Origin of the sequence: Alloacidobacterium dinghuense, assembly GCF_014274465.1 — a bacterium.
Lineage (GTDB): Bacteria > Acidobacteriota > Terriglobia > Terriglobales > Acidobacteriaceae > Alloacidobacterium > Alloacidobacterium dinghuense.
The window spans coordinates 4,365,362-4,388,786 of the sequence record NZ_CP060394.1 but is presented as its reverse complement, the minus strand read 5'-3'; the positions used below and the strand labels follow the sequence as shown (position 1 = coordinate 4,388,786).

At 54.9% G+C, this 23,425-nt stretch carries 23 protein-coding genes; 13 read left to right on the top strand and 10 right to left on the bottom strand.

Features of this window, described 5'->3' with window-relative positions:
- Positions 1–23: 23 nt before the first annotated feature.
- A complete protein-coding gene (gene gyrB / locus H7849_RS18125) occupies positions 24–2,678 on the bottom strand; it encodes a DNA topoisomerase (ATP-hydrolyzing) subunit B (RefSeq protein WP_186741306.1) in 2,655 nt (884 codons plus the stop codon).
- A 517-nt stretch (positions 2,679–3,195) separates the two neighbouring features.
- Between gyrB and H7849_RS18120 the strand changes: the two genes are divergently transcribed.
- Complete coding sequence (locus H7849_RS18120) at positions 3,196–4,047, top strand: hypothetical protein (protein ID WP_186741304.1); 852 nt, start codon at positions 3,196–3,198, stop codon at positions 4,045–4,047.
- Positions 4,048–4,217: 170 nt separating this feature from the next.
- Here the strand turns inward: H7849_RS18120 and rpmA are convergent, their stop codons facing one another.
- The 3 genes from rpmA to H7849_RS18105 all read right to left on the bottom strand — a co-directional run bounded on the left by rpmA (position 4,218) and on the right by H7849_RS18105 (position 6,526).
- Positions 4,218–4,481 (bottom strand): 50S ribosomal protein L27, encoded by a 264-nt coding sequence (gene rpmA, locus H7849_RS18115; RefSeq protein WP_186741302.1) that lies wholly within the window; start codon positions 4,479–4,481, stop codon positions 4,218–4,220.
- 51 nt (positions 4,482–4,532) lie between these two features.
- The gene (gene rplU, locus H7849_RS18110) at positions 4,533–4,862 is read right to left on the bottom strand and encodes a 50S ribosomal protein L21 (protein WP_186741301.1); all 330 of its coding nucleotides are present in this window, start codon (positions 4,860–4,862) and stop codon (positions 4,533–4,535) included.
- Between the two features lie 224 nt (positions 4,863–5,086).
- Positions 5,087–6,526 carry a zinc-binding metallopeptidase family protein gene (locus H7849_RS18105; protein WP_186741299.1) on the bottom strand — a complete coding sequence of 480 codons (1,440 nt, stop codon included), beginning with the start codon at positions 6,524–6,526 and terminating at the stop codon, positions 5,087–5,089.
- An 86-nt stretch (positions 6,527–6,612) separates the two neighbouring features.
- Here H7849_RS18105 and H7849_RS18100 point away from each other — a divergent pair, with 86 nt between their 5' ends.
- From H7849_RS18100 to H7849_RS18090, 3 genes are read left to right on the top strand one after another with little or no spacing between them, the layout of a single operon-like run.
- Positions 6,613–7,662, top strand: a complete 1,050-nt coding sequence (locus H7849_RS18100; protein ID WP_186741297.1) for an SDR family oxidoreductase — start codon at positions 6,613–6,615, stop codon at positions 7,660–7,662.
- 57 nt (positions 7,663–7,719) lie between these two features.
- The gene (locus H7849_RS18095; protein ID WP_186741296.1) at positions 7,720–7,998 is read left to right on the top strand and encodes a DUF2277 domain-containing protein; all 279 of its coding nucleotides are present in this window, start codon (positions 7,720–7,722) and stop codon (positions 7,996–7,998) included.
- A gap of 57 nt (positions 7,999–8,055) precedes the next feature.
- Positions 8,056–8,517: a hypothetical protein gene (locus H7849_RS18090; RefSeq protein WP_251106343.1), complete on the top strand. Its 462-nt coding sequence runs from the start codon at positions 8,056–8,058 to the stop codon at positions 8,515–8,517.
- Positions 8,518–8,531: 14 nt separating this feature from the next.
- Here H7849_RS18090 and H7849_RS18085 read toward each other — a convergent pair whose 3' ends face one another.
- Both H7849_RS18085 and H7849_RS18080 read right to left on the bottom strand, forming a co-directional pair.
- Positions 8,532–9,863 (bottom strand): glycosyltransferase family 39 protein, encoded by a 1,332-nt coding sequence (locus H7849_RS18085; protein ID WP_251106342.1) that lies wholly within the window; start codon positions 9,861–9,863, stop codon positions 8,532–8,534.
- On the bottom strand, positions 9,851–10,888 hold the full coding sequence (locus H7849_RS18080) for an NAD-dependent epimerase/dehydratase family protein (protein ID WP_186741294.1): 1,038 nt from the start codon (positions 10,886–10,888) through the stop codon (positions 9,851–9,853). The genes H7849_RS18085 and H7849_RS18080 overlap by 13 nt, the downstream gene beginning before the upstream one ends.
- A gap of 79 nt (positions 10,889–10,967) precedes the next feature.
- On the opposite strand from H7849_RS18080, the gene H7849_RS18075 reads away from it, so the two are divergent.
- On the top strand, positions 10,968–11,726 hold the full coding sequence (locus tag H7849_RS18075; RefSeq protein WP_186741293.1) for a MerR family transcriptional regulator: 759 nt from the start codon (positions 10,968–10,970) through the stop codon (positions 11,724–11,726).
- Positions 11,727–11,882: 156 nt separating this feature from the next.
- The gene (locus H7849_RS18070) at positions 11,883–12,950 is read left to right on the top strand and encodes a DUF5671 domain-containing protein (RefSeq protein WP_186741291.1); all 1,068 of its coding nucleotides are present in this window, start codon (positions 11,883–11,885) and stop codon (positions 12,948–12,950) included.
- 58 nt (positions 12,951–13,008) lie between these two features.
- Here the strand turns inward: H7849_RS18070 and H7849_RS18065 are convergent, their stop codons facing one another.
- Positions 13,009–13,110: a helix-turn-helix domain-containing protein gene (locus H7849_RS18065; RefSeq protein ID WP_251106341.1), complete on the bottom strand. Its 102-nt coding sequence runs from the start codon at positions 13,108–13,110 to the stop codon at positions 13,009–13,011.
- Here H7849_RS18065 and H7849_RS27730 point away from each other — a divergent pair.
- Complete coding sequence (locus tag H7849_RS27730; protein ID WP_490337735.1) at positions 13,063–13,416, top strand: outer membrane beta-barrel protein; 354 nt, start codon at positions 13,063–13,065, stop codon at positions 13,414–13,416. The two genes, H7849_RS18065 and H7849_RS27730, sit on opposite strands and share 48 nt — an antisense overlap.
- 468 nt (positions 13,417–13,884) lie before the next feature.
- On the opposite strand, the gene H7849_RS18055 is transcribed toward H7849_RS27730, so the two are convergent.
- The 3 genes from H7849_RS18055 to H7849_RS18045 all read right to left on the bottom strand — a co-directional run bounded on the left by H7849_RS18055 (position 13,885) and on the right by H7849_RS18045 (position 16,031).
- Positions 13,885–14,673, bottom strand: a complete 789-nt coding sequence (locus H7849_RS18055) for a DDE-type integrase/transposase/recombinase (RefSeq protein ID WP_186741289.1) — start codon at positions 14,671–14,673, stop codon at positions 13,885–13,887.
- Between the two features lie 99 nt (positions 14,674–14,772).
- Positions 14,773–15,030, bottom strand: coding sequence for a hypothetical protein (locus H7849_RS18050; protein ID WP_186741287.1), 258 nt, complete (start codon positions 15,028–15,030; stop codon positions 14,773–14,775).
- Positions 15,031–15,239: 209 nt separating this feature from the next.
- Complete coding sequence (locus tag H7849_RS18045) at positions 15,240–16,031, bottom strand: Ntn hydrolase family protein (protein WP_186741286.1); 792 nt, start codon at positions 16,029–16,031, stop codon at positions 15,240–15,242.
- Positions 16,032–16,243: 212 nt separating this feature from the next.
- On the opposite strand from H7849_RS18045, the gene rpmB reads away from it, so the two are divergent.
- The 6 genes from rpmB to H7849_RS18015 all read left to right on the top strand — a co-directional run bounded on the left by rpmB (position 16,244) and on the right by H7849_RS18015 (position 23,093).
- Complete coding sequence (rpmB, locus tag H7849_RS18040) at positions 16,244–16,432, top strand: 50S ribosomal protein L28 (protein WP_186741284.1); 189 nt, start codon at positions 16,244–16,246, stop codon at positions 16,430–16,432.
- Positions 16,433–16,500: 68 nt separating this feature from the next.
- Entirely contained in the window at positions 16,501–17,088 is a 588-nt protein-coding gene (locus H7849_RS18035; RefSeq protein ID WP_186741282.1) for a cation diffusion facilitator family transporter, read from the top strand.
- Positions 17,089–17,721: 633 nt separating this feature from the next.
- A complete protein-coding gene (locus H7849_RS18030) occupies positions 17,722–19,497 on the top strand; it encodes a PLL family lectin (RefSeq protein ID WP_186741281.1) in 1,776 nt (591 codons plus the stop codon).
- Between the two features lie 172 nt (positions 19,498–19,669).
- Complete coding sequence (locus H7849_RS18025; RefSeq protein WP_186741279.1) at positions 19,670–20,356, top strand: hypothetical protein; 687 nt, start codon at positions 19,670–19,672, stop codon at positions 20,354–20,356.
- A gap of 530 nt (positions 20,357–20,886) precedes the next feature.
- Positions 20,887–21,303 carry a hypothetical protein gene (locus H7849_RS18020; protein WP_186741277.1) on the top strand — a complete coding sequence of 139 codons (417 nt, stop codon included), beginning with the start codon at positions 20,887–20,889 and terminating at the stop codon, positions 21,301–21,303.
- A gap of 5 nt (positions 21,304–21,308) precedes the next feature.
- On the top strand, positions 21,309–23,093 hold the full coding sequence (locus H7849_RS18015) for an SLOG domain-containing protein (RefSeq protein ID WP_186741275.1): 1,785 nt from the start codon (positions 21,309–21,311) through the stop codon (positions 23,091–23,093).
- The last annotated feature ends 332 nt before the right edge of the window (positions 23,094–23,425 follow it).

Genomic DNA, 23,425 nt, shown 5'->3' with positions numbered 1-23,425 from the left:
CGTGCCTAAACAAAGAATGAAGATCAAATATCCAGGTTCTTTACATCCAGCGCATTGTCTTCGATGAACTTGCGGCGAGCCTCAACGTCTTCACCCATCAACGTAGTGAAAATCGTTTCCGTCTCGGCAATGTCCTCAAGCTTGACGGTAAGCAGCGTGCGGTGCTCGGGATCCATGGTTGTCTCCCACAGCTGCGCTGCTGTCATTTCGCCAAGACCTTTGTAACGCTGCACCTGGTATTCGCGCCGACCCTGTTCGATGACGTATTCGAATAGCTCGTGTGGCGTCTGCTTTTCGACCGGTTCATGCGAGGCGCGGCCAATGCGCTTTGGCGCCGGCTTGCCGGCTTCGATCTCGCCCGTGGTCTCGCCTTCGGTTTCTTCGGGATCCGGCTCAGCGGCAGTCGCGGCCTTCGACGCATATTCGATCAGGAACGGCGGTTCAAGCAGGTCCTTGATTTGTGAATATTTCGCAAGCATCTGCCGCGTCTCGGGCGCCGATGCAAAGGTCCAGTCAATCTTCCGTTCCGCGCCTTGCGCGTCGTGGAAAATGAGCGACCAGGTCTGATGCTCTTCGTCGTGCACCGGCTTATCCAGACCCTTGAACTGATAGTTTTTCTCGATCTTCTTGAGTTCGTTGTAGAACTCCGTGAGTTTGGCTGGGACGGTTGATGCGTCGCCCTCGAAGTCAGTGCGCTTCGCTGGCTCCTTGCCTTCATGCGCAAAAAGCTTCGCGAACAAGCCGGTAACTTCGTCATTGCGCAGGCGCTTGTTCACCTTGTCGAAGAAGCCGAGATACTCGTTCAGCTGCCCCATGAACTTGGTGAGCGCAGGGCCCTCAAGCTTCGTAGCATTCTCGCCATGACGAACAATCATGCCATCGGACGCGCGCTTGACCATCACCTTCACGAACTCGCGGTCATCCTTGATGTACTGCTCAAACTTGCCCTTCTTGATGCGATAGAGAGGTGGCTGAGCGATGTACACGTGATTGCGCTTGATCAGCTCCTGCATGTGGCGGAAGAAGAAGGTCAGCAGCAGCGTGCGAATGTGCGAACCGTCGACGTCCGCGTCGGTCATCAGAATGATCTTGCCGTAACGCAGCTTCGCTGGATCGAAGTCTTCCTTGCCAATGCCAGTGCCCAGCGCCGTGATCATGGCGCGGATTTCTTCGTGCCCCAGCATTTTGTCGTAGCGGGCCTTCTCAACGTTGAGAATCTTGCCCTTGAGCGGCAGAATCGCCTGGAAGCGGCGGTCGCGCCCCTGCTTGGCTGTTCCCCCTGCTGATTCGCCCTCGACCAGATAAAGCTCACAGCGTTCCGGCTGGCGCTCACTGCAATCGGCGAGTTTGCCCGGCAGTCCACCACCGTCGAGCGCGCCCTTGCGCCGCGTCAGATCGCGTGCCTTTCGCGCAGCTTCACGTGCGCGGGCCGCATCGATTGCCTTGTTGATGATCTTGCGAGCGACCGGCGGATTCTGTTCGAGAAACATGCCAAGCTTTTCGTTGACGAGCGCCTGGACGGTTCCGGCAATGTCTGAATTGAGCTTACCCTTGGTCTGGCCTTCAAATTGCGGCTGCGGCAGCTTCACGCTGATGACGGCAACCAGTCCCTCGCGCACGTCGTCGCCGGAGAGGTTTTCCTTTACGTCCTTGAAGAGGCCCATCTGCTGACCGATCGCATTGATCGTGCGCGTCAGCGCCGTCTTGAAGCCGGAGAGATGCGAGCCGCCGTCGACCGTGTTGATGTTGTTCGCAAAGGTAAAGACCGTGTCTGAGTAGCCGTCGTTGTACTGGAGCGCAATTTCCATGTCGACGCCGTCGCGCTCGGCTTCCATCACAATCGGCTTGTCATGCAGAATCTGCTTGCCCCGGTTGATGTGCTTGATGAACTCGGCAATGCCGCCGGCATATCGAAACTCCGCGCGCTTGGCCTCTCCCGTTTTCGGATCGGTAGTGCGCTCGTCGGTAAGCGTGATCTCAAGGCCCTTGTTCAAGAAGGCGAGTTCGCGCAGACGCTGCGCCAGCGTGTCGTAGTTGTATTCCGTGACGGTAAAAATCGTCTTGTCGGGCAGAAAGTGAACTTTGGTCCCGCGCTTCTTTGATGTCCCCGTCTGTCGCAGCTTTGAGACCGGATGACCGCGCTCGTAATCCTGCTCATATGTGTGATTGTCGCGCCAGATCTCTACATCGAACTCTTCGCTCAGCGCGTTGACGCACGATACGCCCACACCATGCAGACCACCCGATACTTTGTAGGTCGAGGAATCGAACTTACCACCCGCGTGCAGCTTGGTTAGAACAACTTGCACGGCAGGCATCTTCTCGCCGTTGTCGAGAGTCTTTTCATCTACAGGAATGCCACGGCCATCATCAATGACCGTTATTGAGTTATCAACGTGAATCACTACCTCGATCTTCTTCGCATACCCAGCCAGGGCTTCATCAACCGAGTTATCGACCACCTCATAGACCAGGTGGTGCAGTCCCATCTCACCCGTCGAGCCGATATACATTGCCGGACGCAGGCGCACCGCCTCAAGGCCCTCAAGCACCTTGATATTGTCGCTTGTATAAGCGCCGTCCTGACCGTTCATCTTCTTCTGGCCATTCTGTTTTACGGAAGCAAGTTCAAGTTCGTCGGGGGAAACTGTTGAAACGGAAAGCTCTTTGGTGGACATGAAACTCCGGCAAGGCAAAGCCTTCGATCGCCTCACAGCCGGACCGGCTGGAATTGGACTAACAGATTGAAAGCGAAGAGGTTTTTGCCTCGATTATTCCTTAATTATAGCACGCGGAGCGGGCTTTTTTTGCGGTTGGGGATGGGTGGAAAACACGGCTACAAATCGACGCCTATACCGCCGTCAACGGCTTCGTACAAGCTTGCTCAACTGGATGGATTACTAGCGGGAATACCGCAATTTCAAGCTATGTATCAAGCTTGAAGTGGTAGGGGAAATCGCGCCATCTTACCGGCAATAAAATGTTGTTGGTACGCCATTTAACGCCATTCTTTGAGCACGTGAGAAGCAACATTCAGCTCCGACTTGGCGTCGTAGACAGTTGCTCGCTTTTGCTTCTATCCGTCAGACAATACGAGCTTTAGTAACTTTTTCAAGGTTACTACTTAGTAGAAAGTCAGTCTTGTTCCCCCCGGGCATACGGTCTATCGTCAATTACATTGGCTTGGAATACAGCATGGCGTTAGCTCCCATCTCGAGCATGCTCACTTACGCTGACCCCTGTCTCTGGGCGGCGGCGTTCCTGGCCTTCATGCGTGTAAGAAAACACGCTGCTTTGTCCGCGTTCGGAGCCTTCCTGGGCATCCGCATGGCCAGCACACTCATCATGTTGGGACTGTCGCGCGCCCATATATCAGACAGCCCGCTACTGCATTCCACCTATTTCTATACTCACTGGATAACCTACTTGGCTGGCTGCGTCGCATTGTTCTTCGCGCTCCAGGAGATCTTCATCAACATGATGGCGCCGCTTCCCGGACTCAGGCATCTCGGGCTGGCGGGTTTCCGGTGGGCAGCAGTCGTGTCCTTGGTTCTTTCACTTTCATCCGTCGTAACGCTTGCCTCGGCCAGTTCCATACACGACCACTTGGCTGCGATCTTCACGGAAATCGCGGTCTGCTTCAGCGTACTGGCGCTCTGCCTGCTAGCGTTCCTTGTCGTCTCAATTCACGCACTTGGACTTTCCTATCGCAATCGGGTCTTCGGCATCTGCGTTGGGCTCATCCTGCTCTCGGCCACGGATCTGATGGTGAACGCTTTCCATTTCTCCAGTATCGGAAACTGGGCTGTGCAGATATCTGGAATCGTGACTGTTGTGGCTCTGCTTACTTGGGTTGCTTTCCTGGGCTTCCACGAACATCTCGAACAGCCGACCGCCACGTCGGTTTCATCGTCCGCGCTTCTCTGGAACGATCTAGCCCACGAGCTCGGGCCGAACGCTCCGAAACCTGCTCCCCAGAGTGGCTTCCTGCAAAACGTCGAAAGCGTGGTCGACCGCGTACTCGCGAAGAACTCGCTTACCGGTTAGCGAAGAGTTTTGGAAACGAAAAGAGCTTCGAAAAAGCTTCGAGGCTCTTTTCTTGCCTTTACGACACATCCCACCCACAGGCATTCACCTGGATGCAGTTCGTAATTGCCGATCAACGGAAAAAGGCCGGAGCACGATGCTCCAGCCTTTTCCAATTAAGCGAAACGAGCTTACTCAGCTGCTACCGGTTCAACCGCTACAAAGCGGCCCATGCGCCCGCGGTCGACAAACTTTACCTTGCCGGTGATCTTGGCAAAGAGTGTGTCGTCGCTGCCGCGGCCGACGTTGAGGCCGGGTTTCAGACGCGTGCCGCGCTGCCGGACGATGATCGATCCGCCGGTGACCAACTCGCCGCCAAAAGCCTTTACGCCCAGCCGCTGCGCGTTAGAGTCGCGTCCGTTATTAGAACTTCCGCCGCCTTTTTTATGTGCCATTTCTTAATCCTTGCGCCGGCCTGACCGGCTTCTAAAAATTTGCCGCACAGCTTACTTCTGCGCGCTGTAGGTCGCGCCGTCGACCTGAATCTCGTTGATGCGAACTTCGGTGAAAGCCTGACGGTGTCCTTGCAACTTCTTGTACTGCTTCTTCCGCTTGTAGTGGAAGACCAGGATCTTGTCGCCGCGTCCCTCGCCGAGGACCGTGGCAATCACCTTGGCCGAACCCGGTTTCGCAACCGAACCGGCATCGCCGGAAACGGCCAGCACATCACTGAACTCAACCGTGCCGTTTTCGTCTGCGGCTGCCTTCTCAATCTTCACCACGTCGCCCGGAGCGACACGATACTGCTTACCACCAGTGCGGATCACCGCGTACATAGAACCTCCAGCGCCCATGTTCCGGGTCGCGTAAACTTATGAAAGCTGGGCAGATACATGCTTGCCTGGGGCGCAAATGCTCAAACCAAAGACTTCAGTGAGCCGAGTGCACCGCTAAAGAGCAACGGGCAGGATCGCCAAACTTAATTAGTGTACTTGTTATCGGGGTTGGGGTCAATTACTTGGGAGCTTTTCCTGAGCGCCCGATCTCTCAATCGAAAGCCTTACTCCATCGCATAAAAGGCCGACATCAAGCGGTAAAAGCTCCATAAATCCACCTTCGACGACATCTCATACGGCGCATGCATTGAGAGAAGCGGAATCCCTACGTCGAGAACCTCCATATTGCGCAGCGAAAGAAAGCCGCCAATCGTGCCTCCGCCGCCCACCTCAACTCTCGGCGTCTGCGTCTGCCATGCGATGTGGTTCTGGTCAAGTACGCGAAGAATCCGCGCGGTGAATTCCGAGTTTGGGTCGAAACCTGCACCATATCTTTTGATCGCTACGCCATAGCCCACAACCGCAGCATTTGACGCCTCTGAATTCTGCGGGAAGAGCGGGTTCACTCCATCGTTGCAATCGGCTGAAAGAACGTCCGCGTTGCGCAGAGCGTTGCGAACAGCCAGATCCGTGGCCGGGGGCTTCTGCGCGTCGACGAGTTCAGTGAACAGCGTATCCAGAAACTGCGACCCCGCGCCGGTATTGTTCGGCGATCCCACTTCTTCGAAGTTCGTAATGTAAGCCAGAGCGGTCTTACGCGGTGTGCCCTTCAGGTCAAGAATGGCGCGACTGGCGACATAGGAAGAGAGCTTGTCATCTTGACCCCATGATCCGGTCAGTCCGAGGTCAAGACCCACATCGGCTGGCTGTGTGGCCGGCACCAGTTCGAGTTCGGCAGAAACCAGATCCTCGTCGTGGATGTTGAAGCGCTGCCGCAGCGTCTCCATCACCTGCTGCGCAACGGTGGAGTGATCGCCGGGAATAGAACCGGCGACGGGATTCATTTCTTCGCCTCCAAGCACCTGCGTGTAGGTCCGGGTCCGCAACTGGCTGTCGGAGTGCGGTGCGCTGTCAGCAATCACGAAGACGGGATCTCCGGGCGCGAAACCGATGTTCACCTGAAGATGCCGCCCGTCCACCGTATCGATGCGGCCAACGAGCGCCAGAGGAAGATTCGACCACTGATATTTCTTGAGTCCGCCATAGAGTGTAGTTTTGAAGAGCGCGACTGAACCGGGCGCTTGTATCACCGGACGAGACTTGAGATTGATATGCGGCGAATCTTCATGCGCCGCAATGACGCGCGAGCCGGTTTCGATCGGGTCGGACCCAATGACGACGAATGCAATGGCTCGATCGCGATTGTTGATGATGAGCCGGGCGCCGGACTTGACCTGCGAGGGCGAAGTAAATGGAGTGAAGCCGCTCTGTTGCGCGAGTGCCGCCAACGTGGCTGCGGAAAGCGCAGCGGACTTGGCGTGGCGCAGATAGTCCTTGTAAGGTTCCGCGAAGCGCATGACTTCGGTCTTCTGTTCAGGCGTCAGCTCGAGCCACGCCGATTTCGCCGCAACCGTGCCGGTATCGCTGGGAATCGCTTCCTGTGCGAAAAGCGCGAGAGGGAGGCAGAGGAGCAGAACAGATGCAAGAGTCTTGCTGGTCGACATAGCGGAAGGATACAGCAGACCAGAACGAATGCTCGCCCCTGAAATATCAGCATCACGCTTGAGAGGCCCTTCATCAAAACATCGACATGAGCAACGAACTGGTACTCGTCACCGGCGGATCAGGCTTCATCGGCGCCCATTGCATCCTGCATCTCCTCGAAGTGGGCTATCACGTCCGCACAACCGTGCGCTCGCTCAAGCGCGAGTTAGAGGTACGCGCAATGCTAAAAGTCGGCGGCTCTAATCCCGGCGATCGCCTGTCCTTCTTCGCCGCCGATCTTACCGCCGAAGCAGGCTGGCCGGAAGCGGTCGCCGGTTGCGACTTCGTGCTGCACGTCGCCTCGCCCCTTCCGCCAAGCCTGCCAAAGAACGAGAACGAGATCATCATCCCCGCGCGCGAGGGCACTCTTCGCGTTTTGCGCGCCGCTCGTGACACCGGCGTAAAGCGCGTCGTGCTGACATCGTCTTTCGCCGCCATCGGCTACGGCCAAAAACCACGGAACGGGCCGTTCAACGAGACCGATTGGACAGATCCCAACGGGGACGACCTGATGGCCTACACGAAGTCGAAGACTTTGGCCGAGCGCGCCGCCTGGGACTTCATCGCTAAAGAAGGCGGCCGCCTCGAGCTTTCAACGGTCAATCCGGTGGGCGTTTTTGGCCCTGTTCTCGGCCCTGATTATTCCGCGTCCATTCTCTTGATCCAGCGCCTCATGGACGGCGCGCTTCCCGGCTGCCCGAAGCTTAACTTCGGCGTTGTTGACGTGCGCGACGTTGCCAGCCTGCACCTTCTCGCCATGACTCACCCTGCCGCCAAAGGCGAACGCTTCCTTGCCACCGCGGGCGACTTCATGTGGATTCGCGAGATGGCCGAGGTTCTCAAAGACCGGATGGGCGAGCCAGCGAGAAGAGCGCCCACCAAGGAACTCCCGAACTGGCTTTTGCGTCTCGCTTCGCTGAGGGACCCGGCAATCAAGTTGATCCTCCCAGAACTCGGCAAAGTGAAGAACGCCACCAACGCAAAAGCTGTGCGTATGCTGGGCTGGACACCGCGTTCCAGAGAAGACGCTCTCGTCGCGACTGCCGAAAGCCTTGTCCGGCTCAGGCTTCTCAAAGACAGTTCTAAAGCCTCTTGAAGAGATTGACCCGCCGCCGAGCCTTCGGTCACACTCAAAAGAGAGGGTTCTCAGCCCATGTGCCGGAACATCAAAAACCTCTTCAACTTCGACCCGCCCGTCAGCGACGAAGAGATTCGCGCCGCCTCGCTGCAGTTCGTTCGCAAGATCAGCGGCTTCAACAAGCCATCGAAGGCGAACGAAGCAGCCTTCGACGCCGCCATCGAGGAGGTAGCCTCTGCCTCAGCCCGTCTCCTTCACGCGCTTGAAACCACGGCGCTCCCCAAGAACCGCGAAGAAGAAGCCGCGAAGGCACGGGCTCGCTCCGCCGAAAGATTCCCCGCTACGCCAAACTAGATTCCGCCAGCAGCCCGGCAGTTTGCTCAGAGTCTCTGCGAATGTCATTCTTAAAGGATGAAGCTGGAAGGACGACTCTGCGTGATCGCGGGATGGATGCTGGCCTGTTGCGCCGCAGTCACGGCACAGGAATTAGGATATTGGCGGGCTGCCGGTTCGTCAGCGCAGACAGTTACAGGCGATGTTGGATTCTCTGACGCCAAGATAGCCATCAACTTTTACACTTTCCCCATCGTCCGCGCGCGCGATCTCGAACCGGGAGAGGTAAGCTCCGTCTTCGACGCTGACAGCAACTCCGGCCACAAGGGCCATCTCTACAAACTGAACATCCCCGCCACAAGAAAGTTTATGCACAAGAACACTCTCTGCGGGGCCGAAGACACGCAATGGCTGGCAACGTACGTTGAAGGGAATTCGCTGAACCTCGCATTTTTCTCTGGAGAAAAGGCACCGGTCTTCACCCTCGATGCGATCTCGAATTCATCGCACCTTTGCGGGACCTACACCTACGCACGTTGAACGATGCAGCGGGCTCACGAGCGCGCAAACCATCGTACCCGCCAGCTCTTTTCTGCCGCCTGAAACAGATATACGCTCAGAATCGCAATCAAGGGCTCGAGCGGATGCCGGAACCGCGCACCGGGAGTGACGAAGTAATAGCTGATTGGCAGCAGCAGAAATGCCCAAAGAAACAATCCGGTTGCAGGAATGCGTCTCCGCCACGAAAGCCATGCACCCAGCAGGCCCGAAAAGGTCAGGAAGGAAAAATTAATCTCGCGGACATATTCCCCAGCCGGGTGCGCCTGATCAGGATGCGGCACCCCGATCCAGTAAAAATAGACTCGCTTCAGGCTGATCTTCACAAAATGCGCCGGATGCGAGCGGATATAGGCCTTCGCCATCTCGTCACGCATCTTTACGAAACGCACTTCTCCCATGCTCCGATACTCGGCGATCCTCGGCCCGCCATCGACAATTGGCAGCGTGCCGCCCCATGGGAAACCCGTTGAACCTGGACCGTTGCCGGCATACAGTTCAGCTCCCAGGTTTCCCCGGATCGGAATGAAGGCGTGAAAAACGCGCCAATTGCGGATAGCCCACGGCGTCAGACACGAAAAGAAAACAACAGCTGCCAGAACTGCTCCCCTGAATGCGGCAACTCTGTCCTTCGACCCAAATAAAATCCACAGTCCGCAAACCGGTAGGAACAACAGGGGCGACGGATTCGAAAGCGCGACTCCGCCCCACAGTAATCCAAACAGAAGCCAGTACTTCAAAGTGTTCCTGGCATCTCCATCCACGCCACGCATGCGGAGGGCAATCACCAGCACCCACGCGAAGAGCAGCGTCGTGAGCGTCATCTCCCACACCCAGCGCACCGCATACTGCATGGCAGCTGGATACAGCGCCCACAGCCATCCTGACCACTGTGCAACGCTCGCGCCGTTACGCTCCCGCCCATAGCAACGCCGGGCAATTTCATAAATCGCGGGAATCGTCGCCGCCGAAAAAACACTGTTGATCGAGAGAATGACCCAACCGGAAAGCGTCGTGTAGGCACCGAAAAGCTTGAACACTCCCGCGAGAATCAACGGATAGAGCGGAGGGTTCCACGCCGTAGGGCCGGTGTTGTCGACAAAGGGATCAGCGTAACCGCGCCCGAGCGCCAGCGCGCGCGCGATGCGCCCCATCTCCCAGCCAAACTCGAAGTGATCCGCAAAGGCACGGAAGTGATAACTGCGTGCAATCGTGATGTACAGGACCCGCACCAGGAGGCCAACCCAGAACATCGTCCAGGGCGAGCGCCAGTCGATGCGGCGCTCGTGGGAAATTTCGTGGTTTGGATTCGTTTCTATGACAGCCATTTCAAAATTCGGATCGCGCCCATCGATGCCGGCTTCGAGTGTGCCGAAGCGTCTGTGCGCGCATAAATCTCATCTTTCCTTTCCGCATAGTATTTGTAGGCGCGGGTCAGCATCTCCTCATTCGTCAGCGTCGGCTTCCATCCCAGAAGCGTCTGCGCCTTCGTAGTGTCGAAAAGAAAGTCCTCCGCAATCATCTGGTAGTGATACGGTCCCAACGGGGAAATTCTCAGCTTGTGCGCCAGCTTCATCGCCGCAAGAGTCGGCTCTTTCGGCAGCGATCGCACCCGTGACTTGCTTCCCGCATTGCGAATCACCGCCTCATACACCTCACGCAGAGTCTTCACCTGATCCGAGCCGACATGAAAGATATCCGAACCCTTGAAATCAAGCGCCCGAATGCATGCAGACGCCAAGTCCTGCGCGTAGATGAATTGGTAGCGGTTGTCGCCTTTACCCACAACCCAGATCGTGTTGCCGTCATTCATGAACTCAAAGAGGATCGCGAGCAATCCCAGTCGTCCACTGTCGATAATGGTTGGGCAGCGCAGCATGACAATATCTAGATCGCCGGTGTACTTCGCCAGCGCCTTTTCCGCGGCGAGCTTCGATTGCCCGTAAATCTCAATAGGATTCGGCGTCTCAGCCTCCGTAACCGGATGCCCGAGGTTACTCGCCCACAGACAGTTCGTAGAGATGAACACCATCTTAGGAACGCCGTTCTCGCGACATTCCTTCGCCAGATTTATAGTTCCATCGACGTTCGAGGTCCAGAGCGTGTCGCGCTCGATCTTTCCGTGGGCCAGCATCGCCGCGCAATGAATCACAGCATCGAAGCGCTGCTCCTGAAAAACTTTTGCGAGAAGCGCAGTATCCCGCAGATCACCCTGGATGCTTTCGAGTCCAGGCAAACGCTCCGCATCAGGAAGAAGATCGAAGTTCACGCAGGTGAAACCTTCGCCAAGCAATCTGCGCTTAAGGACGCCGCCAAAAAAGCCGGACCCGCCGGTAACAAGTACATGTGGCATTTTTATTAGTCTAAATTGTCAGGACGTGCTTGACCCTGACGCAACGTCACGCCTGAATATCTTCGTAGAGGGACACCTTATGGACCACAGCATCGGCTCCATGCAGATTCAGGAGTTCGCTCGACGCACCGGCGTTACCGTGCGCACGCTGCACCACTATGACCGCTTGGGCCTGCTCAGCCCGAGCGGTCGCACGGCATCCGGCTATCGCCTCTACGGTAAGCGCGAACTCATCCGTTTGCAGCAGATCGCGACGCTCAAATTCATCGGTTGCTCTCTGAACGAAATCAAGGCGATCCTCAGCGGACCGTCATCGGATCTGGGCGAAACCTTGCGGCTCCAGCGCGAGGCACTGGAGCGGAAGCGCCGAACACTCGATCGCGCTCTCCGCGCGGTTGATCGCGCGCAGAAGCTCTTCGCCCAATCTGGAGAGGCCGACTGGAATGCCTTGCAACACATCATCGAGGTGATTCAGATGGAACAGGACAAATCGTGGATGTTGCAATACTTCACACCCGAGCAACAGGCCGTACTCAGGGCACGCAAGTCGGAAATTCGTATTGAGGGCGAAGACGGATGGGCAAAGCTGATCCCGGAGATCGAAGCCGCTGCGAAAAACAACGTCGACCCGGCCAGCGAAGAAGCACGCTTACTGATCGAACGCCACGAGCAACTCGTCAGCCTCTTTACAGGAGGCGACCCGGGCATGCGAGCTGCGCTCGAACGGCTCTATGCAGACAAAGCCAACTGGCCGAAAAGCTTCAAACGCCCTTTCAGTGAAGCTGCGCAAGGCTTCATTGAGAGAGCAAAACAGGCTCATAGCATGAGCTGCGTTTAAACGAAGTAGGAATAACCCCGCTCTGCCTTCTCGTCGATCGAGGAAGCAGAGCGGAAATCAATCATCGACAGTTCCTCATTACTTCCGAATCAGCGACGCTCTCGCCACGCAAAGCTTTTTCGCACCTTATCCCAGCGCATGATGTAAAACTTCTCTGTGCCTGACCCAAGGATCACCGAATTCATCGAGAAAGCAATTGCTGCGGGCATTCCGCAGGATTCACTGGTAGGAATGCTCACCGCACGCGGCTGGCCGGAGAAAGAAGTCTACGACGCCCTTGCCGACCACTATCAGCAGTTGACCGGAGTCGATATCCCACGCCGTGCAGGAGCCGGGGCATCCGCCAAAGAAGCATTTTTCTACCTGCTCATCTTCTCCACGCTCGCGACGTGGACCATCGGCTTCGGGTGCCTCGCCTTCGCGCTGATAGACCGATGGCTCGCCGACCCGCTCTTCTCCAGCTATCCGGCATACGACACCTACACAATCCCGTCATCCCTGGCCGCGCTCATTGTCGCGTTTCCGCTCTACCTGCTCATCTCGCGGATTGTGGTGAAAGAATCGGCAGCGCATCCGGAGAAACTGGATTCGTCGGTTCGGAAATGGCTCACCTACATGGCACTGGTCATCGCCGCGAGTGTCTTCATGGGCGACCTGATCACGGCACTTGCCTACCTTCTGCGCGGCGAACTGACCTCTCGATTCCTCGCTAAATCGTTTGTCGTACTGGTGCTTTCGGGCGGTGTCTTCTACTACTACTTCGGCGGTTTACGAAAGACCGAAGCGCCTTCCATCGGCCTAAGCCGCGACAGGCTCATGGCCGGACTATCCTCCGCCGCTGTTGCGCTCATGATCGTTCTCGGCTTTTTGCACCTAGGGCCGCCAAATGTGCAGCGTGAGTTTCGCGCAGATTCCCAGCGAATCCACCAGCTTTACGACCTCAGCACAGAGATCAGGGAATATTGGACTAAGCACGGATCGCAGCTTCCAACCAGCATCGATCAGGTTCCAGGGCGCGTGCATAAGGATCCCCTCACCCGAACGCCATATGAGTACCACCCAAAAGAGGGAAGTCAGTACGAGCTCTGCGCAGTCTTTACGCGGAACAGCGAACCCGAGGTCAGCCCGACTCCGGATCCATGGATTCACCCGGCCGGACACCACTGCTTCTCGTTAGACGCAGCGGCCACGCAGCAATATCCTCCGCAATACTTTGGCAATTGATGCCCAGACTCGACCTGTGGTGGCAGGTCTGCAGACGGAGCGAATCACTCGGTGAGCGCTAGGTCTCGCGAAACCGGTATCCGATGTGGCTATCGGTCAAAATGTACTCAGGATTGACTGCGTTATCGTCGAGCTTCTTGCGAATCTGACCGATAAGCACTCGCAGATATTCACCGTCATCACCACTCCGGCAGGCGCAGGACGCTTAGGCAACGCTGGCGTCGGTATTCTGCAAGGCCCTGGCACAGCGGCCGTATCGCTGGGTCTGGCAAAGAGCTTTCCGTTGACCGAGCGCGCCAAGCTGCGCTTTGAATCGACCTTCACGAACGCTCTCAACCACACCAACTTCGCCCCGCCCGCCACGCAGATCGACAACACGTCAACCTTCGGCGTTCTCAGCGCTGCGCAGACTTCGGAGAACGCAGGAAACCGCACAGGACAAGTTGCTCTGCGAATTGACTTCTAAATCCGAATCAAATGAACATGGCGGTAGTGTCCTAATTTCGTGACCGGCTCACGTATAAGTGGTAATCAAATTGCCTTCTGGACCGCTTCTCGAATTCTATGAAGATGGCACTTGGCAAGATGAAAGGATTCATAAGCCAAGAAGCCTAGACGAATACTTGGAAGAGATAGCTGCTCACAACAAAGTGCTTGAAAATCTCTAAGAAAGTTTGTCCGGAAAATGGACAAATGAACGGACGGCAACTCAAACAGAAAACGCCCCTTTTTAGAGGCGCTTCCTGTTTTTACTGACGACTTGATTTGACCCGTCGCAGAGCCAAATAGATTTGGAGTACGAGTAGGATCGCCTGCAAATCGACCACAAGGTAGTGCATATTACACACCTAAATGGAAATGACGGCCTTGGCCGTTACAACCGCGCTCTGCCCTTGCGACACAGAGTTGCCGTCCGTTATATCACTTGTTTTCTCTAGGCCGCAGCAGTAGATAGCAGTTCTTCCAAATCCCAAACATGATTTGTCAAACCCGCTGCCATAGCTGGAGTGATTCTCAGGCTTTGGTGGATACGGCAAAAGTTGTAATGCGCGAAGTGCAGGGCTATCGCCGCTTCGAGGTTCTCCAGCTTCTTTGAGAAGGCGTTGGTCAACCGAGTCATACGGCGCATCTGCATCCGCATGGTTAGATTCTGACGTTCGATGTAGGACGTAGAGACAGCGGACGGTGCGGGAACACCTGAAACGGTGGAAGCGTAGGCCGACATAAACTTGGCCGCCGCATACCATCCGCGTCCGCCAGTTCCTTGCGGCACTTGGCCGTAGACCTTAATCAACTGGGCGTAGTTCACATCTCCGCCAAATGTGTCTTCTACGGCTCTCAGATAAGGCTTAAAACCATCCGTGGTTAGCTGGATGCGTCCTACTACCCTTTCGCGCAGATCACGCATGAAATAGTAGGCTGATTGGCCGTCTCTTTTGCCTACCAGATGCGAGATAACCAATTTGGTGTCTGCATCCATTCCCACGAAAACGTATTGATCGCCGATATGGGGTTCATCGGTATCAATCCCGATCCTTGCCTGTTTCTTGAACACGTATGTCCAGATTTCATCTGCCTGTACTCGCTCGGCACGAACACCCCGAACTTTCTTGTCCAGAAAATTGAAACAGGCTTTTCCCGTTCGCGTCGTTAACCGCATGATCGTATCCCGATGGATGCCAGTCATCCGCTCCGTACTGCGGATGCTGTTTCCTTCAATCATGGCGTTAAGAGCGACGACCTGTTTCGTAAGCGGCAACGTGTTCATGTAACAACCATACGTGAGCCGCTCACGTATGTCAAGAGGAAATTATGCAAGAATCTACTTGCCCGCTGTGCGAAGAGTATCCCTGGCTGCCGCTGCTTCCCGAGACTTGGCGAGAGCCTTTCCGTAGGTCTCTCCTCCACTTTCATCCGCATCCGCCGACTGTTTCCTGTACTGTTTCTCAAAATCAGGATGAATCTCTTGTAACAAGGCGCGAAGCGCCTTAATCTCTCTTCGCAAATCGAAAATCATGCCTGTGTTGGCGACGGTCAAATCCAAGGAATTCGCCAACATCTCACGTTCTTCGCTGTTCATCGCGTCTCCTCGCGGGGTTTTATTAGGTAGCTTCTGCCTTGACTACGAGAGCCGTTCTCGTATAATTGGCTACATGGCGAAGAGCAGTGTACCACCGGAACTGAGAGAGTATCTGGCGAAGTTGGGAAAGAAAGGCGGCAAAAAGGGCGGCCCTGCGAGAGCTGCCGCTATGACGCCAGAACAGCGTAGCGAATCCGCCAAGAAGGCGGTTATGGCTCGGTGGGCGAAGAAAAAGGCTTCTGAATAAGCAGATCGTACATCTGGCTTTCTTGGCTTTCCATTTTCTGGACGGCAGCTTTGATCTCTTCTTGCGAAACCGTTACGACTCCTGAGTAGTCATCCAAGCAAAACACGTCAATAGGCTCCCCGCAATAATCGACGTATTGAGTAGCCTTCTTAATCAGGTATGCAGCCAAAGCGATTCCTTCTGACCGCTTGAGGCTCTCTTGATAGAGATGATCTCCTAAATATCGAATCAAGGACGTATCGCCACAGCCGATTGTTTGTACTCCCTTTCCGGCCTGATGCAGAGACCGATTGTTGAACACAAGCAGTACAGGGTTTTCAAACGGCTCTACCACCCCGACCAACATAAAAAGACTGTTATCTAAGAAGTGTTCTTTCCATCCCATGCTGGTCAGAACGCCTTCCACGGTTTGCTGTACTAGATCAACGGTGGGAAGTTCAGCTAACCGTAGAAAGCCCATAATCTTTTGGTGAGCCTCTTTAAACAAACCAGGATCGCCCGAAAAAACAAATATGATTCGAGTGGAAAGATCACCTTTGTCTTCAAAGGCAAATTTCTCTTCGTGATACTTGAAGAACCCTTGCGAGGTAAATTGCCGATCCGCCGCTATGACTATTCCGTCGTCACAGTGAAACCCTACAGCAATTGTCATTGCCTTAACTCTCTTTGAATTCACAGGGAGTATAGACAATGATTCTCGTTTTCGATAATTAGGCGGAAAATCCGCCGTCGCCCCTGCAACTAAGTTTTCCACAGCCTTAATCTCCATACGTGAGCCGCTCGCGAAATTAGGACACTACCAACATGGCGTTATCCTTGCCTCTCAAGGCACTTTTGGGTAAACTAGAGATTCGGCACCAGTATGGGCATCGGACTGTCTGCTTGCCCGCCCTTCTCGCACATCGCGATGAATGCAGTAACAGCGGGTTCTGGTCTGCGCGAAAGTTCAGGATTTTGGAGTGAGTCATGGCTCAGGTTTGCGATGTCTGCGGCAAAGGCCCGCAATTCGGTAACAATATCTCGCACGCGCACAACATCACCAAGCGGCGCTGGAACGTCAATCTTCGCCCGGTAAAGGCGAAGGTCAATGGCGGAGCCAAGCGTCTGCGCGTCTGCACGACCTGCATCAAGAGCGGCAAGGTCGAAAAGGCTTAACTCGCGGATCCCCGTTCGCGAGTACCAAGGCCCCGGTAAATTCCGGGGCCTTTTGTATTCTGGAACTTATGCAACTCACCACGCAGAACCGCGCCGTCATTCGCCTGCAATGGATCACCGTTGCCTGGATGACCGTCGAGTTTGCAGTCGCTGTCGGTTCCGGCCTTCGGGCTCACAGCCTGGCGCTGGCGGCCTTCGGCGGCGATAGCGCCATTGAGTTGTTCTCTGCCGCCGTTGTGCTGCACCGTTTCTACTCGGGCGACCACATGGAGCAGCTTGCCAGACGCATGGCCATGATCATGCTCTACGCGCTGGCCGTCTTCATCGCACTCAGCTCCGGCGCATCCCTGGCGCTGAAAATGTCCGAAGCAAAAGGTTCTTACCTGGGGATCGGCATTTTGCTGGCGGCTGCGATCATCATGCCCTGGCTCGGACTCAGGAAGCGCGAGCTGTCCGCGCAAACGTGCAGCAAGGCATTGCGCGCCGACGCGGTGCAGAGTTCTGTCTGCGCGTACATGTCGTGGATCGCTCTTGCAGGCATTGCGCTGAACACCGTTTTTCACCTTCCGTGGATCGACAGTGTCGCAGCGCTGGCGCTGGTGCCCTTGATCCTGATCGAGGCCAACAAGGCTCGCAAAGGGGATGACTGCTGCTAGCCGGAAGCGTATCCCCTCCCCCGTCCCAGTTTTCCTTTCTTTTATTTTCAATGGTTTAGCGGGGAATCATCCCCCGCTATGCTGCTGATTCTGCTTGAGTTAGGTGGTTTCTAGTGTTTTCAATTACTTACGGGAGGGTCCTCGGTTTCTCCTGCAATGAAAAACGCCCGCGCAAGCGGGCGTTCCTTTTGATTTCTGCTTTTATTTTTATTTTAGCAGGTTGGGCCAAATAGTACGCCAAATTACCTGAGGCTTTATTTCTTTTAAAATGTGCGGTTTAGGTTGAGTTCGAGGGCCTTGGGGGCTTGACAGCATTTTGATGTGATTTCTTGCCGTTTGCAGGCACTTAAGCGCAAATTTCTGCCAGAAATTGGAGGTTAAGGCCAGAGATTGTGGTGTCGGCGGGCCGGAATCGGGAAGAGGTCAGGCAAAAAAAGGCTCGAGTGGGGCGCCCACCCGACTGAGATAGGTGCAATATGAGAGCAATAACAGTTCCTGGCGGTGGGGCCCCTCTGGGAGTCATCTACAGACACGCTGAAGAAACGCCAAGTGTTCGCTGGCTTCCGCAACTTCATCCTGGCCGACCGAAAAGTAAGGTCAACACGAGTAGACAATTACTAACTGGAGATTCTTATGGCAAGTACCCGCGTGCAGAAGTTTCTTCCTAGCATCAATGGAGTGCAATTTGGCAACAGCTGGCCCAACATTCCTGACTATACGCTTAGTCTCCTTGGTCAAAACATCTCAATTGGAAATGCTTCCAATGGGCTGTGTGGAGGCATGGTTTTTGCGGTAGCAGACCTATTTAACGCTGGACTCTTGCCGCCGCGGACAGGTCCGGTAAACCCGGCTGGAGGAACTTCAGCATTCAACTACATAGTTGCTCGCTTGACCAACAGCTTCGATTACGACGATGTGAACCAGTATCTCTCCTGGATCCAAATGTCTGATCATGATACGTTGATCGCGCATGGCCTTGCATGGCACGAGATTAATGAAGAGTGGCCGAAGATTAAGGCGGATCTAGACAGAAACCTGCTTTCTCCTCTCGGTCTTGTTCATGGTCAAGAGCCACCGACTATCGGAGTTCTCACAGGCCTGCAGGACCTAGGAATGTGTCATCAAGTTCTTGCCTGGGGCTACGACCTGAACGGAACCAATCTCAGCATTTTCATCTACGATCCAGACAATCCTGGTGTTGACAACGCCACGATCGCCTTGGATATCGGTAACCCGGCCCACACCACGCCGATTGCAGTTTCCAACTGGCCGAGCGGAACGTATCGCGGATTCTTTCACACCCACTATCAGTTTCACGATCCAAGTACCCCCGCATCGGGTTCGTATATCGTTGAGGTCGTCTCAAGTCCAGGCTTTCCGAACGGAGGTTCCATCCCTTCCTTTCCAACTAGTACCGCGAACCAGATTGCGGTTCAACAAAACCAAGATGGAAGAGTCGAGGTTTTCTACCTAGGCTATGATGCCACGATCTATCATGACTGGCAGACCGCACCCAACTCGGGCTGGACTGCCCTTACTCCCGACTTAGCCGCCTTGGGGGGGCGTGCGAAACAGATCACTGCAGCACAGAATCTAGGCAGGCGGCTTGAGGTTTTCTACGTCGGAACCAACAACGACATCTATCACAACTGGCAAACCGCACCCAATTCGCTATGGGCCGGAGAAGCTGCCCTGGGAGGCGCTGCCCTGCAGATCACGGTCGGACAGAACCAAGATGGTCGACTTGAGGTTTTCTATGTCGGAACCGACAACAACATTTATCACAACTGGCAAACCGCACCCAACTCGGGCTGGGCTGGAGAAGCTGCCCTGGGGGGAGCTGCCCTGCAGATCACGGTCGGACAGAACCAGGATGGTCGACTTGAGGTTTTCTATGTCGGAACCGACAACAACATTTATCACAACTGGCAAACCGCACCCAATTCGCTATGGGCCGGAGAAGCTGCCCTGGGGGGAGCTGCCCTGCAGATCACGGTAGGACAGAATCAGGATGGTCGGCTTGAGGTTTTCTACGTCGGAACCGACAACAATATTTATCACAACTGGCAAACCGCACCCAACTCGGCGGCCTGGGCTGGAGAAGCTGCCCTGGGTGGCGCTGCCCTGCAGATCACGGTAGGACAGAATCAGGATGGTCGGCTTGAGGTTTTCTACGTCGGAACCGACAAGAACCTCTATCACAACTGGCAGACCGCACCCAACTCGGGCTGGGCTGGACAAGCTGCCCTGGGGGGAGCTGCCCTGCAGATCGCGGTCGGACAGAACCAGGATGGTCGGCTTGAGGTCTTCTACGTCGGAACCGACAAGAACCTCTATCACAACTGGCAGACCGCACCCAACTCGGGCTGGGCTGGACAAGCTAACCTTGCAGTCGGGATCTTGTTGTAATGGTTAGCACAAAAGACAAGTCGCTTTAGTCTAGGGGGAAGTTAGCGGGTGAACCCAAGAATTTGTTCCTGCCGTTCGTTTGTAAAGCTCAACTTCCAGTGACCACAATTACTCTGAGCAAATTGGGTATACAGTCAGTGTGTGGGCTCTTCTCACGGGGAAGGTCATTTCGGTGCCAGTAGACCCAGCGACTTTGTATTTGGGCAAGAAGGCTATCGACATCGCCCTCACAAGGGTCGAACAGTCTCTCCGCGAAGCCAAGGACGACAGAAGAACAGAAGTGGAGAGATGTGCCAGTTTTCTTGAGGCTTGCAAGGGTGCAATTGTAGGGCTGGAGCAAGAATATGACGAGATTGTCGAGCAAACAGTCAACTCTACAGATGATCCGACGGCAATTCGAGAGCTGAAGAAGAGGATCGACGATTATCTTCACATTGATAAGCTACGTCTACAATTGATCGATGCAACGAAAGGGCTAGAGCACTATCTCGAAATCTTTGAACAAAGGGCGACGACGGTCCTGCAATGGCCATGGAAGCGTCCCGACAAAGAAAAGGCCGTTGATTTATTCAGAGAGAATCTTGAGCAACTTGACGGATATCTAGATAAATTGAATCGTTCAGATCTGCCTTTCAGGCCCTCAGGCACAGGCGTGGGTTTGACGGCGATGTTTGCAATCTTAGAAGAGATTGAACGGATTGATGGTCCCGCACCACGACGGCCTCGCCGAAGTTTTCCGACATCGTTGGTAAGAGAATTGGGAAAAAAATACCGTTCCGAACGGGACAAGGAGCCGCTGATCGAAATTGTCAGGCGGATTCGGGCGACGATAGAAGAAATGCGGAAAGCTTTTCTTTAGCCTGCGCCGCATCGCCGAGACAATGGGGAATTAGGGAAGAAATGAAACAGCCCCAGTAAAACTGGGGCTGTTTCGTTTGCCCCGGACGGCCAGTCCGCGTGTGGGTTTACGCATAAGGTGAAAGTTCGGCGCACGAGGAATCAGTAGTTTGCCGTGCGCGGTACCCCATAACATTAAAGTTCACGACCCCATAAGATGAAACTTTCCGTGATAATTTACGCATAAGGTGGAAGCTTCACCTTAGGGCCTCATGAATCAGCTGCAACACGCTAATTCTAAACAGGTTACTCTCTGCCAGTCATGTGGTCTAAAAAGCTCGAACATCACAACATCACAGCCCTTCGGGCCTTTCTGCAAACGATAAACGCGCGTTGTCTTCGAACCGGTTCGCTGTTAGCGACCCTTGTGGCGTCCGTTGGACCGGCAAGTTGCAGGCGCGAACCCCCTTGCTCGGAGTGCCGAATTTCGCGGTATTCTCGGTCAATACGGCTGGTTTCCGTAGAGATCGCTTCGCCCCAGGAGGAAATGCGATGCCCGGTATAAGCGAGCAACGCTTAAAGCACCTTGAGTTCGTCCAAGGAGTAGTAACTCGCATGGCGGGGAACTCGATGACAGCAAAGGGCTGGTCCGTCGCACTCACAACGGCCTTGATCGGGCTCGCTACTGCTGAGCATTCAAATCCGCGCCTTGTGCTTCTTGCTCTCCTTCCGCCGCTGGCATTCTGGACGATTGACGGCTATTACATGTTCCTGGAACGTTGCTACCGGGATCTGTTTGACCGCGTAAAAGGGGAGACGGACGACAAATGGGGCGGTTTCGATATGGCTCCCTTGACGACGAGCAGGTCGTATTTCTGTGACGGGCTCGCACGACCGGCTGTGTGGAGTATCCATCTTCTGATTGTGCTTCTTGGTTTTTCCGCCTGGTGGTTAGTAACGCGAGGATAAAGACTATGATCTATCTTATCGCGCCATCGGTCACGAAATGCAATGCAGAAGGTGCGTCGCTGATCTGTACCACGTGCGAACAAGCGTTACGGCGTTACGTGCCTACGTCGCCACTGGATAACGACGCGGCAGTTCGACTTGTTACGGCGGGAGCTAACGACACAGCAATTTTTTTCAATCCAACGACCGAAGTGAATCTCAGCAACGCGGCGATTAAACTGCTACGGTCGGTAGGCCACGCGTTTCCGATTGCGATGACCGTGTCTTCACGCCGCCCTCCGGATGTGGCCAACATGCGCCAGAGCTTTGATGTCACGGAATACCTGGCGCTCCGGGGCGGAGAGCGAAATATCGACCTGGCCGGAGCTGCATTTGCTCGTGAAGTTCTTTCAATGATTCAACCTTCGCTCATGAGATCCCGTCTTTCGCTATTTCTCAGCCACCGCCGCGCTGATGGAGAGAGCCTTGCGCGAGCTTTCTGGGAGAAGCTGCTAGTTCTCAGCCAGAACAGTTTTCGTGACCTTGCGGACATCTTAATTGGTGAAAGCGCCCAGGAGGTGCTTGAGTCGCGCTTGCGTCAAAGCGACGCAGTGCTCTTCTTCGATACTCGGCTTGCGTACACATCCGAATGGGTCGAACGGGAACTGCGAATCGCCCTTCGCAATGGCATCCCAATCGTTTGGATCAAGGTTGGAACTCACGGTCTGCCAAACAGTTTTCCACACCCTGCCGCGACGCCGCACCTTTTCATTCAGGATGGAGCCGTGACCTCCGACGAGGCGGAACAAGCGGTGTCAGCTGCTGCCGACCTAGTGCGTGAGAGCGCAGTCCAGATCCTCGATGCCGACGCCCGGCTGAAAGAAGTGGAGAACATTGATGTCGAGATCAGAGACCCCAACAAGCTGATCAATGCGGTTCGCATCGTGTGCGGGAAAGGAATGCCATACCCGCTCGAATGCACTACCCATTTAGTTCAGTTTTTTGGCACACATCCACGTCCCGACGATGTTCGTGGACTTGCTGACTTTCCTGGCAAGTACACGGCGAGGCTGCTGCTCCTGCGCGGTCCAATCCCAGACACTCTGAAGTCTCAGACAGGCCCGATTGCCGCCCGTGCGGAAGATTATGTCGATTGTCTGGAGGACTATATGTCGCCGCAACACAAAGCCAGCAAGCAGCGGGGCGTGATCATCTCTGGCGCTTTCCCTGATGGCTGCACTCCGAAAGATCAGCAAGACATCATTGACGCAGTGCGTGCCTTCGCCCAACGAATTCTCCAACGCGGTGGAACAATCATGTTCGGAGCCCACCCAACCTTCGTGCCCCTCATTGTCGCCAGTGCAAGACAGTTGAGGTCGAACGACGTTGAAAATGCTCTACACCTTTACTACTCAAAGGAATTCGTATCTGATCTGGCGCAATACAACAACCACGGAACAGTAATCGGCGTCCCGAAAGCCGGGGGACGCAATGCGAGCTTGACGCTGATGCGCGAGAGAATGGTCGCGGATGAGTTTGCAGTTGGTCTCGTTGCAATCGGCGGTCGGCTTGTCCGACCGGGCATTGTTCCCGGCGTGGATGAGGAGATGGCGCTCGCACGGAAGCGAAATCTGCCCGTGCTGCTTATCGGCTCCGTGCAAGGAAGGGCATCTGAGATTGCCGCGGAATTTGCAGTCAATAATTGGGAGAACGCACCAAATTCCTTTACGCGCGAGGAAAACGAACGTCTGAGAACAAGCGGCGATTTTGCGGGCCTTGCTTCAACTTTCCTTCGTCGTTTGGGTATTTGAATCTCCCCCAAACCGACCCGCATTATTTGTTACTGCACCAATCCAGTTCGATTGCCGCAAGCTCCGAAAAGTGACACAATTCAGACCCCTCCCGCTGTGCTAACCTGCTCCCAAAATGCCTACCGAGTCTCCAATCAGATCAATTCGAATCAAAATGCCGTCAATCAGCCGTTGGATTCTCTTGCCTTTCGTTAGCGCAACGGCTCTTATTGTCTCGTTCCTCGTATCCAATTCCGGGGTCCTCAGTTCTGCAAAGGTAAGTCCTCAATACACGGTTCAAGATCCACCTCAAAAAATCCTCTTCCACGTTTCAAATCCGAGCTTCAGATCCG